15 protein-coding genes are annotated in these 14,315 nt (G+C 67.8%); 9 read left to right on the top strand and 6 right to left on the bottom strand.

Annotation, left to right across the window (positions count from 1 at the left end):
* Positions 1 to 65: 65 nt before the first annotated feature.
* From phoU to C7446_RS00170, 3 genes are all read left to right on the top strand, one after another.
* Positions 66 to 824: a phosphate signaling complex protein PhoU gene (gene phoU / locus C7446_RS00180; protein WP_121170128.1), complete on the top strand. Its 759-nt coding sequence runs from the start codon at positions 66 to 68 to the stop codon at positions 822 to 824.
* Between the two features lie 81 nt (positions 825 to 905).
* On the top strand, positions 906 to 1,658 hold the full coding sequence (cysZ, locus tag C7446_RS00175; RefSeq protein WP_121170126.1) for a sulfate transporter CysZ: 753 nt from the start codon (positions 906 to 908) through the stop codon (positions 1,656 to 1,658).
* Positions 1,659 to 1,671: 13 nt separating this feature from the next.
* Positions 1,672 to 2,655: an N-acetylmuramoyl-L-alanine amidase gene (locus C7446_RS00170; protein ID WP_245977574.1), complete on the top strand. Its 984-nt coding sequence runs from the start codon at positions 1,672 to 1,674 to the stop codon at positions 2,653 to 2,655.
* Between the two features lie 55 nt (positions 2,656 to 2,710).
* Here the strand turns inward: C7446_RS00170 and phoR are convergent, their stop codons facing one another.
* The 4 genes from phoR to C7446_RS00150 form a co-directional block, all read right to left on the bottom strand.
* Positions 2,711 to 4,060 carry a phosphate regulon sensor histidine kinase PhoR gene (gene phoR / locus C7446_RS00165; protein ID WP_121170124.1) on the bottom strand — a complete coding sequence of 450 codons (1,350 nt, stop codon included), beginning with the start codon at positions 4,058 to 4,060 and terminating at the stop codon, positions 2,711 to 2,713.
* Positions 4,061 to 4,095: 35 nt separating this feature from the next.
* Positions 4,096 to 4,779: a phosphate regulon transcriptional regulator PhoB gene (phoB, locus tag C7446_RS00160; protein ID WP_121170122.1), complete on the bottom strand. Its 684-nt coding sequence runs from the start codon at positions 4,777 to 4,779 to the stop codon at positions 4,096 to 4,098.
* Positions 4,780 to 4,879: 100 nt separating this feature from the next.
* The gene (ubiA, locus tag C7446_RS00155; protein ID WP_121170120.1) at positions 4,880 to 5,755 is read right to left on the bottom strand and encodes a 4-hydroxybenzoate octaprenyltransferase; all 876 of its coding nucleotides are present in this window, start codon (positions 5,753 to 5,755) and stop codon (positions 4,880 to 4,882) included.
* 10 nt (positions 5,756 to 5,765) lie between these two features.
* Entirely contained in the window at positions 5,766 to 6,371 is a 606-nt protein-coding gene (locus C7446_RS00150; RefSeq protein WP_170149955.1) for a chorismate--pyruvate lyase family protein, read from the bottom strand.
* Positions 6,372 to 6,635: 264 nt separating this feature from the next.
* Here C7446_RS00150 and C7446_RS00145 point away from each other — a divergent pair, with 264 nt between their 5' ends.
* A complete protein-coding gene (locus C7446_RS00145; protein ID WP_121170117.1) occupies positions 6,636 to 6,908 on the top strand; it encodes an HU family DNA-binding protein in 273 nt (90 codons plus the stop codon).
* Positions 6,909 to 7,025: 117 nt separating this feature from the next.
* Here C7446_RS00145 and nanR read toward each other — a convergent pair whose 3' ends face one another.
* Together nanR and C7446_RS00135 are read right to left on the bottom strand one after the other, a co-directional pair.
* Complete coding sequence (gene nanR / locus C7446_RS00140) at positions 7,026 to 7,745, bottom strand: transcriptional regulator NanR (RefSeq protein ID WP_121170967.1); 720 nt, start codon at positions 7,743 to 7,745, stop codon at positions 7,026 to 7,028.
* Positions 7,746 to 7,861: 116 nt separating this feature from the next.
* Complete coding sequence (locus tag C7446_RS00135) at positions 7,862 to 8,926, bottom strand: Gfo/Idh/MocA family protein (RefSeq protein ID WP_121170115.1); 1,065 nt, start codon at positions 8,924 to 8,926, stop codon at positions 7,862 to 7,864.
* A 183-nt stretch (positions 8,927 to 9,109) separates the two neighbouring features.
* Between C7446_RS00135 and C7446_RS00130 the strand changes: the two genes are divergently transcribed.
* The 5 genes from C7446_RS00130 to C7446_RS00110 all read left to right on the top strand — a co-directional run bounded on the left by C7446_RS00130 (position 9,110) and on the right by C7446_RS00110 (position 14,292).
* Complete coding sequence (locus tag C7446_RS00130; RefSeq protein WP_121170113.1) at positions 9,110 to 9,847, top strand: D-apionate lactonase family protein; 738 nt, start codon at positions 9,110 to 9,112, stop codon at positions 9,845 to 9,847.
* Entirely contained in the window at positions 9,837 to 11,030 is a 1,194-nt protein-coding gene (locus tag C7446_RS00125) for a D-apionate lactonase family protein (RefSeq protein WP_121170110.1), read from the top strand. Before C7446_RS00130 ends, C7446_RS00125 begins: the two co-directional genes overlap by 11 nt.
* A 197-nt stretch (positions 11,031 to 11,227) precedes the next feature.
* On the top strand, positions 11,228 to 12,586 hold the full coding sequence (locus tag C7446_RS00120; protein ID WP_121170108.1) for an MFS transporter: 1,359 nt from the start codon (positions 11,228 to 11,230) through the stop codon (positions 12,584 to 12,586).
* 27 nt (positions 12,587 to 12,613) lie between these two features.
* On the top strand, positions 12,614 to 13,414 hold the full coding sequence (locus tag C7446_RS00115; RefSeq protein WP_211327812.1) for a sugar phosphate isomerase/epimerase family protein: 801 nt from the start codon (positions 12,614 to 12,616) through the stop codon (positions 13,412 to 13,414).
* Positions 13,411 to 14,292, top strand: a complete 882-nt coding sequence (locus C7446_RS00110) for a phosphogluconate dehydrogenase C-terminal domain-containing protein (protein ID WP_121170106.1) — start codon at positions 13,411 to 13,413, stop codon at positions 14,290 to 14,292. Before C7446_RS00115 ends, C7446_RS00110 begins: the two co-directional genes overlap by 4 nt.
* Positions 14,293 to 14,315: the final 23 nt, after the last annotated feature.

Below are 14,315 nucleotides of genomic sequence, written 5' to 3'. Positions count from 1 at the left end.
AGGCTGGGGCTTCTAATTCCGACCCGGTCAGGCAAGAAAGCGCCAGCGGCGCTGCGGGAGCGAGCATGGACCTTACCAACGACAGACACAGCCAGCACATCTCCAGCCAGTTCAATCAGGAACTCGAGGCGCTCAAGACGCACCTGATGGGCATGGGTGGGCTGGTGGAACGACAGATCCAGGAAGCGGTCGCGGCCCTTCTGAACAACGACAGTCGGGCAGCCGAAGAAGTCCGCGACAACGACCGCCAGGTCAACGAGATGCAGCTGCGCATCGATGACGAGTGCACCCAGATCCTGGCCCGCCGGCAGCCGGCGGCTTCCGACCTGCGGCTGGTGCTGGCGGTGACCCGCGCCGCGTCCGATCTCGAGCGCATCGGCGATGAGGCCAACAAGATCGCCCGCAACGCCCTGACCCTGATCGAACTGGGCGAGACCACCCGCGGCTATACCGAGGTGCGCCGGATTGCCGGCCAGGTCCGGGAGATGGTGCGTCAGTCGCTGACGGCGTTTGCCCGCTTTGATACCGAGCTGGCACTGGGGGTGCTGGAGGATGACGAAACCGTCGACGAGGAGTACCGCAGCGCGATGCGTTCGCTGGTCACCTTCATGATGGAGGATCCCCACGCCATCAGCCCGGTGCTGCATGTACTGTGGATCCTGCGGTCGCTGGAGCGGGTCGGCGATCATGCCAACAATCTCGCCGAATCGGTGATCTACCTGGTCAAGGGGCTGGACATCCGCCACGCCCCGGAACACCCGCGTGCCTCGCTCGGTCGCAAGCGTGGGGACCGGGAAGCGGAGAGCGATGCCGACGACTCGTAGTGCCGGCCCCGGGCGGGCATCGCGTTTGTGCGGCCGGGCGGTTAGCATGCCGGCAGTAATGCCGGAGTCGGAGATCCCCGCTTGATCAATGCTGCCTCGGCCCTCGGTGAGGGCATCCGCATGGTGCTGCGCCCCGGCGCCCGGCGCCATGTCTATATTCCGCTGGTCATCAACCTGCTGCTCTACATCGCCGCGCTGTGGTGGCTGGTCGACAGCTTCGAGGGCTGGATCGACTACTGGATGACGCAGGTGCCGGGCTGGCTCGACTGGCTGTCGTGGCTGATCTGGCCGGTGCTGGCGGTCGCGCTGGCACTGGCGGTGATCTTCACCTTTACCATGGTGGCCAATGCCATCGCCTCGCCCTTCTACGGCTTTCTGGCCGAGCGCATCGAGCAGCGGCTGTCGGATGACGCCATCAGCGATGAGCGTTCGCTGTGGCAGCAGGCGATCGACGGCATCCGCCGCGAGCTGCACAAGCTGGGCTGGATGCTGCCGCGCATGCTGGTGCTGTTCGTGCTGGGTTTCATTCCGGTGATCAACCTGGCTGTACCGCTCTTGTGGGCGCTGTTCTCGGCGTGGAGTCTGGCGATCCAGTATCTTGACTACCCCATGGATCTGCACCAGGTGTCGTTTACCCGCATGCGCGCACTGCTGCGCCGGCGCTGGTGGACCACCCTGACCTTCGGTGGGGTGGTGGCCGCCACGGTGTGGATTCCGCTGCTCAACCTGATCATCATGCCGGGCGCGGTGGCTGCGGGCGTACTGATGTGGCGCCAGCACTACCGCGCTCTGGCTCTGCCCGAGGCCGGTCCGGCGGCCGGTAGCGGGCAGTGAGCCGGCCAGCACCGTGCTGAGAAGGTGGCGGACGCTGGTGGCGGGCGGGCTGCTGGGGGCCGGGCTGTGGCTGTCGGGCTGCAGTGCCGCGCCCGTGGCACAGGAGAGCCCTGCCGCTGCGTCCCGGCCGCCGGAGGCCGGGCTCGACACGCCGCTGCTGACCCGTCCCGGCGCGGCGCGCCGCTATCCGCCCCGCGAGGGTCGCAGGCTGGAGCGACGCGGCGACTTCCATGTCGATCACGGCGTGGCGGCGCGGGCGTTCAACGAGCGGGTGCGCTTTCTGATCCTGCACTATACCGATGGTGATGATGCGTCGGCGCTCAGGGCGCTGACCGGGCCCGAGGTGAGCGTTCACTATCTGGTGCTCGCCCGTCCCGCGCGCTGGGCGGGTGAGCCGGTGGTCCTGCAGCTGCTCGATGAACGGCGGCGCGCCTGGCACGCCGGGGTCAGCCAGTGGGGGGATCGCCGCCATCTCAACGACACCTCGATCGGCATCGAGATCGTCAATGCGGGGTATCGTGACACCCCGCACGGGCGGCTGTGGTTCCCCTTTGCGGAGGATCAGATCGAGCTGGTCAGCCGGCTGGCGCGGGATATCGTACAGCGCTACGACATCGACCCCACCCATGTGCTTGCGCACGGCGATGTGGCACCGGGGCGCAAGGTCGATCCGGGCCCGTTCTTCCCCTGGCGGCAGCTGCACGAGGCCGGGGTCGGAGCCTGGCCGCGCCCGGCGGACGTGACGCGCTGGGTGCACCGTTTCCACCGGCAGCCGCCCGACATCGGCCAGCTGCACCGAGCGCTGGCCGCCTGGGGCTATGCCGTGCCCGATGCGCCGGATGCCGGCGCCCTGCGCCCGGTGGTACGGGCCTTCCAGCTGCACTTTCGCCCCACCGATACCGATGGCGTGATCGATACCGAAACCGCGGCCCGGCTGTTTGCGCTGATCGAGCGCTACCAGGGGCGGGGACAGGCACTGAAGCTGCTGCGCGAGTGAACTGTCCACAGCCGGTAGTGATCGACCGGCTGTGGATAACCGGGCCGGCGGGGCGTCACTCCCGTCCTGATGAGGCCGGATCGCCCGACTGATCAATGGCGGCCTCCGCTGCCGGAGCCGCCATCAGCCGGGCGGCCGGCAGCACGCAGCGGAACAGGGCGCCCTGGCCGGGGGTGCTCTCGATCTCGAGCCGGGCGTCGTGACGCAGCAGCACGTGCTTGACGATCGCCAGCCCCAGCCCGGTGCCACCGCTGGCGACCGAGCGGCTCTTGTCGACGCGATAGAACCGCTCGGTCAGGCGATCGAGATGGTGCGGTTCGATGCCGTCGCCGTCATCGCTGACTTCCAGCGCGCCATCCCCGTTGGGAGAACGCCGATAGCGCAGGGTGACGGTGCTCGCCTCGGGGGTATAGCGCACCGCGTTGTAGATCAGGTTGGAGAGCGCACTGGAGAGCTCCTGCTCGTCGCCGCGCAGCCAGCGGTCATCGTCAAGCTCGAGCCGGAAGTGATGGCTGTCGTCGGCCAGTGCCTCGCCATCGGCGATGGCCTGACGGCAGAGGGCGGTGATCGAGAACGGCCGGGTACTGTCATGGCGATCGGCGGTTTCCAGCCGTGACAGGGTCAGCAGGTCGCTGACCAGCCGCTGCATGCGATCGGTCTGGGTCTCCATCTGGGTGAGCCCGCGCACCAGCCGCTCGGGCAGGGCGTCGCGATGGTCGAGCCAGGTCTCCAGATAGCCGGCCAGCACCGTCAGCGGGGTGCGCAGCTCATGCGAGACATTGGCGACGAAGTCACGGCGCATCAGCTCCAGCCGGTGCAGGCGGGTGACGTCGCGGATCACGATCAGGCGTTCGTCATCCCCGAACAGGGTGACCTGGACCTCGAGGGTCACGGCATCGTGGATCGGCGAGGTCAGCGTCAGCGGTTCCCGGTAGTCGCGCTCGCGAAAGTAGTCGATGAATGCCGGGTCGCGCAGGTAGTTGGTGAGGTGCTGGCCGCGATCGTGATGGGGCGCCAGGGCCAGCAGGCGCTGGGCGGCGCTGTTCCACCAGTCCAGGTTGCCGCTGGAGTCGAGCATGATCACGCCCTCGCGCATCGCCTCGCTGGACTCCTGGACCCGGTTGATCACCGCGCGTAGCCGGCCCTGCATGTGGCGCTGACCCTTCTGGTAGCGGTAGAGGCGATCGAACAGGTCACCCCATACGCCTTCGCCGGCCGGTGGCGGCTGCTCGACCGGCGCCGCCAGCCAGACATAGAGCTTTCTGAGATGGCGCAGGGTAAAGGCCATGTGCACCGCCAGCCCCAGCGCAACCCCCCAGCCGGGATAGCCGATCAGCCAGCCCAGCAGGCCGAACCCGAGTACCAGATAGGCGAGTCGCCAGAGTTCATTGATCCAGTAGTGCACGCGCGTCTGCCGCTATCGAACGGTGGGTGAAGCCCTCAACGGGTTGAGAAACGATACCCCGTGCCGCGTACCGTCTGCACCAGCTGCTGGTGATCATCACCCAGTGCCTTGCGCAGCCGCCGGATGTGCACATCGACGGTACGCTCCTCGACATAGACATTGCCGCCCCAGACCTGGTCGAGCAGCTGGGCGCGGGTATAGGCGCGCTCCTGGTGCGTCATGAAGAACTGCAGCAGGCGATATTCGGTCGGCCCGATCTCCAGCGACCGGCCATCGACGCTGACCCGGTGGCTGGCGGGATCGAGCGCCAGGCCGTTGACCTCGACGGTCTCCTCCACGCCGCGCGGCGTGGTGCGTCGCAGTACCGCCTTGAGCCGGGCGACGAGTTCACGCGGCGAGAAGGGCTTGGTGATGTAGTCGTCGGCGCCGCTCTCCAGCCCCTGGATCTTGTTGTCCTCCTCGCCGCGGGCCGTGAGCAGGATGATGGGCACTTCGCGGGTGGTGTCATCGCGCTTGAGACGGCGGGCCAGCTCGATGCCGCTGGTACCCGGCAGCATCCAGTCGAGCAGCACCAGGTCAGGGTGTTCATCGACGATGCGGGCATGGGCCTGCTGGGAATTCTCGGCCTCGATGATGCAAAAATCCGCCATCTCGAGGGCCACCGCGATCATCTCGCGGATCGAGGCTTCATCATCGACGATCAGCACGGTTCGGGACATGCGTCATACTCCGGCAACGGACGTGACAACTCGGTGATGATTTAACCGGTCCCGGATGACAGTATTGTGACAGCCGCGCGCCTGTCCAGCAGGCCGGCCTTCAGGCGACCGGCCAGCTCGCCAGCACCACCCCGGCAAACAGCACCACTCCCACCCAGTGGTTGTTGAGAAAGGCGGCAAAGCAGCCCTCGCGGGTGCGCCCCCGGGTCAGCCACTGCTGATAGCCGAAGATCGCGGCAATGGCGGCCAGCGCCAGCCAGTAGAAGCCGTCGAGCCCGGCCAGTACCCCGACCACCGCCAGCAGCAGCACCACCAGGGCCTGCAGGGCGGCGAGGATGACCAGGTCGAAGCGGCCGAAGATGATGGCAGTGGACTTGATGCCGATCTTCAGATCGTCGTCGCGATCCACCATCGCGTACTGGGTGTCATAGACCTGGGTCCACACCAGCCCGGCGGCGAACAGCCACCAGGCGATGGCCGGCACTGCCTGCTGTTCGGCGCCGAAGGCCATCGGAATGCCCCAGCCGAAGGCCGCGCCCAGCACCACCTGGGGGAAGTGGGTATAGCGCTTCATGAACGGATAGGTGGCCGCCAGCGCCGCACCCCCCAGCGACAGGGCGATGGTAAAGGGGTTGGTGAAGCAGACCAGCACGAAGGCGATGGCGATCAGTACGCCGAACAGGGTCAGGGCCTCGCGCTCGCTGATCCGGCCGGTGGCCAGCGGTCGCTCCCGGGTGCGTTTGACGTGGGCATCGAAGTTGCGATCGGCGTAGTCGTTGATCACGCAGCCGGCAGCGCGCATGGCGTAGACACCGGCCACGAAGATGATCAGGTTGGCACGCTGCGGCAGGCCGTCGGCGGCCAGCCAGAGGGCGGCCAGGGTCGGCCACATCAAAAGCCAGGTGCCGATCGGCCGGTTCAGTCGGGTCAGACGCAGGAAGTCGGGAAGGCGTTGCAGCGCAGTGAGAGCGGACATGCGGTCTCCGTTACCGGGGCCGGTAGGGGCATTGGCGACGATGCGATTCTAGCCGAAAACGAGCGGGTTCGGCCGCCATGAGCCGGCCCGCTTCGCTCAGAAAGCTCTCCTGTACCAGCAGCCGGCAGCGGCGATGGTGAAAGACCGAGCGTCGCGTGCCGAGGCCGTGGTGGCCGGCGATCGGCAGGGCCTGCGGGGTGAGCTCGATGGCCGAACGGGTGACACCGGGATGCGCGAACAGCCACTGGCCCAGTGCCCGATGGCCGAGCAGGCGCACCTCCCGGGGCAGCTCATCGAGTGGCACCACGCTGCGGGCGGCGATCAGTGGCCGGCGCTCGTGTTCGAGCACGACCTCGCGGATCCAGGCCAGTCGGCGCTGTGGCAGTTCAAGCCGACGGGCTTCGTCGCCCAGCGGGATGGCCGCATGTTCGGCATGAATCCGCACCGTGATGGTTCCGCCCACCAGCGCGGCCAGGCGGGCGGTCAGCGAATCCCGGGTGCCCAGCCAGTCGCGCCAGTGCGGCGAGAGCTGCGGTGCCGCCACCGCCAGCGGCAACCACCGGCGCAGCACCGAAGGGCGCTCGAAACGGCGGCTATCGTGCGCAAGGGAGGTCATGTCATGGTCCGGTCCTGCCGATGAAATAGAAGCGTGGTCACGTCGATAGGCGCTGCCCGTTATCGTCATCCGCCTGCCGGGTCAGCGCAAGGTGTGCTGGCGCTCGATACGATGACATTGCTAGGCTAGGCGTCGTCGAACGCTGTTCGATCGTGAAGGATACCCTGTCCGACCGTCGTCGGGCAGCTGTCATGCCCCCGGCAATGACGGAAAACAACAAGCCAGGTGTCATTCGCGCCTGTATTGCCCAACCCAGGAGGCGCTATGCGCAAACCAGAACTTGCTGCCGCCATTGCGGCCCAGGCGGATATTTCCAAGGACAAGGCCGGTCAGGTCCTGAACGCCATTCTTGATGAAATCAGCTCCAGCGTGGCGCGCGGTGAAGATGTCACGCTGATCGGTTTCGGCTCGTTCACCGTGCGTGAACGCGCAGCCCGCACCGGCAAGAATCCGCAGACCGGTTCCAGCCTGCAGATTCCCGCCAGCCGGACCGTGGCCTTCAAGCCCGGCAAGGCGCTCAAGGATTCGATCAGCTGATCGAAACACCCCGCCGGCTGCATCGTGTGGCCGGCGCTCTTCCTGCCCCGCGATCCCTGACCCGCCTGCCGTGAGTTGTGCGGCCGGTCTGCCGGGTGCTTCACCATGCGGTTCGGTTCATGACGACTCGCTGCGCAGCCGGTAGCGCTCACTGGCGCGTGTCAGATGATCGCGCATCGCCTGTTCCGCACCGTCGGCGTCATGGGCGGCCAGCCGCTCGGCTATCCGCTGATGCTCCCGGATCGAGACATCCTCGGCGCCCCGGAAGCTGACAATGCCGGTGTGGTAATCCTTCAGCCAGTGCAGCATGGCATAGGCGGTGGCGGCGAAGATGGGGTTGCCGGACAGCTTGGCAATGGCGTGGTGAAAGGCCATGTCGCGCTCGATGAAGGCCTCGCCGTGTTCGCTCTGCTGCATCTCGTCGATCAGTGCCTGCAGCCGGGCGATGTCCGCTTCGCCGGCCCGCTCGGCGGCCATGCGTACCATGCCGGTCTCGAAGAACAGCCGCGCCTGCTTGAGATGATCGATGTTCTCGGTCGACTCATCGAGCAGGAAACGGGCGGTGTTGTCGAAGTGCGCGATCATCGACTGGATGGTGACCTCGCTGACCCGGGCCCGCTCGCCGTGATTGATGGTGATCATGCCCATCGAGGCGAGCTGCTGCATGGCTTCCCGCACGGCCGGGCGGCCCACGCCGTAACTGGCCATCAGCTCCCGCTCCGGCGGCAGCTGATCGCCCGGTTGCAGCTGACCCGAGCGGATCAGCGTCAGCAGTCGTTCCAGTACCTCGTCCGACAGCTTGCGTCGGCGAATCGGTCCGGTGGAGTTGTCGCTCATGGCATGTCCTGTTGTCTGAAGCGTCCGCAGCGGCATGACGCTGCGATCCTCACCAGCATATACGGCCAGCGGGTCGGTGTGGACAGCCATGACGGGCGGGGCGGCACCGGCCGCCGTCAGGCCGGCGGCCATCTCTCGGGCGTGACCGTACCGTGGTCGGCGGCCGCCCGGTAGGCCGCCTCGACGAGGGCGAGGGTATTGTAGTTGTCCTCACCGCGGGTCTCCACGGGCCGGCCGCCACGCCGGGCGTCGAGCCAGTCGGCCTGAAAGGCGCTCACGCTCTCCTGGATGGGCGTCCAGGGGGCGGTGCTCCATGCCGGCGGGGTCGGTGCCACCTCCCGGGTGTCCTGTCCGCCTGCGGCGTCATGCCGGGTCAGTCGATAGTCCGGCGCCAGCCGCAGCGAGCCGTGACTGCCATCGATCTCGATCAGGCTCTGCGGGAAGGGGTCCTCGGCCAGCCGGGTGGCGTAGCTGCAGTCCACGAGGGTGGTCACCTCGCTGTCGTGGTGGAGCATCATGGTGGCAACGTCCTCGCCGCGGATGTCGGGATTGACCCGGGTGATCTCGCAGCCCAGCCGATCCACTTCGCCGAACAGCGCGCGGGCCACATCCAGCAGGTGGATGCCCAGGTCCTCGATGATGAAGCGCTCGGCCCGCGCCAGATAGGGCTGGGCGCGATAGACATCGAAGCCGCTGCGATAGCTGATGCGCCCGAAGAAGGGACGGCCGATCGCGCCCTGGCGCAGGGTGTCGATGACCCGGCGGATGGCGTGCTGCCAGCGGAAGTTCTCGTGGATGCTCAGGCTGACGCCATGATGCCGGCACGTCTCGATCAGCGCCCGGGCTGCGGCCGGCGAGCCGGCAAAGGGTTTCTGACAGATGATGTCGGCCCCCGCGCATGCCGCCAGCTCGACCAGTTCGGCGTGGGCCGGGGTGGGGGCGGCGATGTCGACGAAATCGGGTCGGCAGCTTGCCAGCAGCCGGCCGGCATCGGTATGACCCTCGTCGATGCCGAAGCGCTCCCTGACCTGCGCCAGGCGCGCCGGATCGCGATCGCAGACGGCCACGATCTCCACGCCCGGCAGGGCCTGCCAGGCGTGCAGCTGGTTCTCGGCGAAGAAGCCGCAGCCGATCAGTACGCCCCGGACCCCCGGCGGGGTGGTCGAATGCCCTCTCGTCATGGGTCTGCTCCCTGTCAGCGATATCGGCCATGAGAGCAGGTATTACAGCGCTCGCGAGTGATCATGTCATTATACCAAAGGTCGAATATCGCCCGGGGCGCTGGACCCCAATCATGGCGGCATGGCGGTCTCGCAGGGCGGGCCGTCAGCGTGTGCCATGCCCTCGATGAGCCGGAGCCGACCATGAGAGCCAGTGAACAACGCGAGCGGGTGCGTGCCGGCACCCCGCTGCCCGATCCGCCCGTGCAGCACTGCGAACGCCTTCCCCTGAGCTTCGCCTGGCAGGCCGGTGGCCTGCGCTGGCTGCGCGATGGCGGCACCGAGCTGGTCCGCGGCGTGGCGCCGGTGATCCGCGATGGGGAGTGGGGCACCCATGCGCTGAGGTCGAGCGGGCGCCGGCAGTCGCACGACCGCCAGCGCCTGGCGCTGATGGAGACCTTCCGGGTCGTGGACGAGCCGGCCGGCCGCACCCTGCTCACGGGCCGGATGGCGGTCACGGTGACCGCCCGGCAGGTGAGCGTCGCCCTGCGGCTGACCGCCCGGGCGCGGTTTACCACCTGTCGCAGCGGGCTGGTGGTGCTGCTGCCGATCGCGGGGATGGCCGGGGCGCCGGTCGAGGTCCGACACGCCGACGGCCCATGGCATGAGGGCCATATGCCGCGACTCATCAGTCCCGCCCAGCCCTTTTTCGATATCCGCTCGCTGCGCTACGCACCGCCGGGACACGCCGGGGTGCAGCTCGATTTCGAGGGCGACGTGTTCGAGATGGAGGACCAGCGCAACTGGTCGGATGCCTCCTTCAAGATCTACAACCGGCCGCTGGCCTGGCCGACGCCCTATACCCTGGCACCGGGGACCCGCCTCGAGCAGCGGGTCACCCTCACCCTGGCAGGGGCCGAGGAGGGCGCTCATGACCACTGAGCACCATACGCTTGCCATCAGGCGGGCGTGGCCGGACCGGCTGCCCCCGATCGGCTGCGGGCTGTGGCTGGACCGGTGCAGCGACGAGGCCGGGCTCGGCCAGCGACTGGATCAGCTCGCCCCCCGGCACCTGGATGTGCTGGTCGACCTGCGTGACCCGGCCTTCGCTGACCGGCTGGCCGTGGCAGGCGCGCTCTGTGTCGCTCGCGCGGTGCCGCTCTGGCTCTATGTGATCTGCGACGACGAGGAGCCCGATGCTCAGCTCGAGCAGCTTGCCCGCACGCTTGCCGTGCACCGGCTGCTACCGGCCGGCATGCTGGTGACCCCGGCCGCCTATCTGAAAAGCCATCAGCCCGAGGGGCCCTGGCCTGCCGGTGCCTCGCCGGCGCAGGTACTGGCACTGGCCCGGCTGCGCTGGCCGGCGATACCGCTGGGAGGCGGCTTTCCGACCTACTTTACCGAGCTCAACCGCTGCCGGCCCGAGCCCGGCTCGATCGATTTCATCACCCATGCCCTCTCGCCGATCGTGCACGCCGCCGATGACCTGTCGGTAATGGAGACGCTGGAGAGCCTGCCGGCGATCTTCGCCTCCTGCCGGGCGCTGGCCCCCGCGGTGCCCTACCGCCTCACCACCACCGCCATCGGCGCCTGGACCAATCCCTATGGCGCGCAGCTGACCGCCAATGACGGCACCCGGCGGGTCACGCTCAGCGACCGTGATCCGCGTCAGCGCGGGCTGTTCGCGGCGGCCTGGAACGTGGGCCTGGTGGCCCGGACGGCCTGCGCCGGGGTGGCCTCGCTGACGCTGTCATCGCTCGGTCCGCCCTTTGATGTCGCGGATGACGGGCCCCGGCCGCTGCTGCCGGTACTGCGGGGTCTGAGCCGGGGGGCCGGTCAGCCGCTGCTGACCACCGCGCCGGTGGCCGCGACCGTGGCGGGGGTGGGCTGGCAGACCGGTGAGCACGAGGGGGAGCTCTGGCTGGCCAATACCGGGCTGCAGCCGATCTCGGTCGGACTGCAGGGAAGCGCCGTGACGGCACTGGCGATGCTCGATGAGCAGCGCCTGCTGGCCGCACCAGCGACAGCCGCGATGCTGGATCAGCCAGCGCCGTGCGACACCCGCACGGTGACACTGTCGCCCTGCGCGGTGGCGCGGCTGACGGTGACGCTGCCGCCGGAATGACACTACGCCCGGGGTCGTGTGCGATGTAGTCCGGCGCAACGGCCCCTGACTCAAGTCGTATTGTGGTAGTGGTATGATGAGATGATGATTACCCATGTCGCGACCGGCGACCTTCGTACTCGCCTTGCGTGCACGAAGGCTCCGGTCTTCGTTCATTTCATGGCACGCCTGTATCTGAGGCAGTCCCGGGAGCGATCATGGAGCATACGGCAGCGTCCTCGGTTGAATCCTCGGCCATCCGCAAGGTAGCGTGGCGACTGGTGCCCTTCGTGGCCCTGATGTTCTTCGTCAACTATCTCGATCGGACGGCGATCTCCTTTGCTGCCCCCAACGGCATGAACAGCGATCTGGCGCTGAGTGCAGCGCAGTTCGGTTTTGCCTCGGGCATCTTCTTCGTCGGCTATATCCTGCTGGAGGTCCCCAGCAATCTCGCCCTGCACCGCTTCGGGGCCCGCAAGTGGCTGGCCCGCATCATGGTCAGCTGGGGCATCGTGGCGCTGCTGTTTACCTGGGTGGACAGCGCCGGCGGGCTCTATACGCTGCGCTTTCTGCTGGGGGTGGCGGAAGCCGGCTTCTTCCCCGGCGCGATCCTGTTCCTGAGCCTGTGGGTACCCTCGCGCCACCGCAGCCGGATCCTGGCGCTGTTCTATCTCGCCCAGCCGCTGACCACCGTGATCGGCGCGCCGCTGGCGGCCTCGCTGATTCAGCACGACGGCTTCTTCTTCGGCCTGGCGGGCTGGCGCTTCATGTTCTTCGGTGTAGCGGTACCGGCCATCCTGCTGGGCATCGTGGCGTGGTTCTATCTGGTCGATCGTCCGGCGGATGCGCGCTGGCTGACCGACGAGGAGAAGGCCTGGCTGACCGCCGAACTCGAGCGCGAATCCGCCGAGAAGACGGGCACGCACAAGGAGAAGCACGGACTGAAGATGGCCCTTCTCAACGGCCGGGTCTGGGCGCTGTGCCTGATCTACTTCGGTTTCATCTACGGGCTCTATGCGCTGGCGTTCTTCCTGCCGACCATCATCGACGGCTTCGAGGCGCAGTTCGGGACCCGCTTCACCCTGCTCGAGGAGGGGCTGATCACGGCCATTCCCTACCTGCCGGCGGCGGTGGTGCTCTATCTCTGGTCGCGGGATGCCACCCGGCGCGGCGTGCGCAGCTGGCACATCGCGATCCCGGCCTTCACCGGCGCCATCAGCGTGCCGCTGGCCCTCTACATGGACTCGCCCATCACCACCGTGGCGATGATCACCGTCACCGCCTGCTCGATCTTTGCCGCCCTGCCCAACTTCTGGACCCTGCCGACGCGCTTTCTGGATGGCGCCGCGGCTGCGGCCGGGGTGGCGCTGATCAACACCATCGGCAATCTCGCCGGCTTCTCCTCGGGCTATCTGACCGGTGCGCTGCATGACCTGACCGGCAGCTACACCGTGCCGATGTTCGTGGTGGGCGGCTTCATGCTGCTGGCCGGCGTGCTGATGCTCGCCATCAGCCGGGTGCACCGCCCCGATGCCGGGACGGTGGCGAATGCGACCTCGGCCCGGGCCGAGGGCTGAGACGTGAGCCCCAACGAAGGAGCCATCATGGCAATCGGACTGAGCACCTATGCCTTCTTCTGGCGGGGGTCGACGCAGGTCGAGGCACCGATGACCCTCGCCGCCATGCTCGAGGAGACGGCCGCCCTGGGCGGCGATCTCTTCCAGATCTGCGATTACCCGGCCATCGAGTCGCTGACCGCCGCCGAGCTCGAGGCCCTGCGCGAGCAGGCCGCGCGGCTGGGCATCCGGCTGGAGCTGGGCACCCGCGGGCTGGCCCGCGAACCGCTCGAACGCTATCTCGACATTGCCGAGCGGCTCGACGTGCGCCTGCTGCGCAGCATGATCTACAGCGGCGACGACCGGCCCGATGCACAGCAGGCCGTGCAGCGGCTGGAGGCCCTGCTGCCCCGGCTGCGCCGGCAGGGCGTGACGCTGGCGCTGGAGACCTACGAGCAGCTGCCGGTCGATGCGCTCATGGCGGTCATCGAGCAGGTCGACGACGCGCATGTCGGCATCTGTCTGGACCCCGCCAACTGCGTGGCGGCACTGGAGCTGCCCGGGACGGTGATCGCGCGTACTGCCGCGCGGGTCGTCAATCTGCACATCAAGGACTTTCACTTCACCCGTTCGCCCGGCTGGGTGGGCTTTCAGCTGACCGGCTGCCCGCTGGGCGAGGGGCTGCTGCCGCTGTCGGACATGCTCGCGCGCATCGATCCGGCGGGGCGCGGCATCGGGGCGGTGATCGAGCACTGGCTGGGCTGGCAGGACGATGCCGCAACGACCTGCCGGCTCGAGGCCGAATGGACCCGCCACAACATGAATCTGCTGAGGAGCAACGTATCATGAGCTATCAATCCATCGCCCTGGTGGGCGCCGGCGGCAAGATGGGCATGCGCATTTCCGACAATCTGGCGCAGAGCAGCCTGCAGGTGCACTACTGCGAAAACGCCCCGGAGGCGCAGCAGCGCGTGCGCGATGCCGGGCGTTCGGTCACGGCCGTCGAGGAGATCATCGAGCAGTGCGATCTGGTGATCCTGGCGGTGCCGGATATCGTGCTGGGCAAGGTCTCCGAGCAGCTGGTGCCACGCATGAAGGCCGGCGCCACGCTGCTGACGCTCGATCCCGCGGCGGCCTACGCCGGCCTGCTGCATCAGCGCGGCGAGATCCACTACGCGGTGGCCCACCCCTGTCACCCCTCGGTCTTCCTCGAGCGCTATACCGAGGCCGAGCACGCCGATGCCTTCGGCGGCGTGGCGGCCACGCAATCGGTGGCGGCGGCCTTCGAGGCCGGTGACGAGTCGGAGAAGGCCGCGCTGGCGGAGGTCATCCGGGTGATGTACGCCCCGGTCGACGAGGTGCACTGGGTGACGGTGACCCAGCTGGCCTACCTCGAACCCACCCTGGTCGAGACCGTGACCTGCATGGTGGGCACCTTCATGAAGGAGGCGCTGGAGGAGACCGTGTCGCGCAGCGGGGTGTCGCGCGAAGCCGCCGAGGCGATGCTCTACGGCCATATCCAGATTGCGCTGGCGGTCGCCTTTCGCAGCTCCAATCCGTTTTCGGACGCCTGCATGGTCGCCATCGACTACGGTCGCGAGAACATCCTGAAGGACGACTGGAAGAAGATCTTCGACCAGCAGGAGCTCGACCGGGTGATTGCCCGCATGCTGAAGATCGACCGGGTCCGGCGTGACGAGGATTCGCCGGCGCTCGGCAGTGCCTGACGAGGCGGGCGGGTGGTGCGGCG

It is taken from the genome of Kushneria sinocarnis, assembly GCF_003633775.1.
Classification (GTDB): Bacteria; Pseudomonadota; Gammaproteobacteria; order Pseudomonadales; family Halomonadaceae; genus Kushneria; species Kushneria sinocarnis.
The sequence above is the reverse complement of the archived record's forward strand: the minus strand, read 5'-3'. Positions and strand labels throughout refer to the sequence as shown.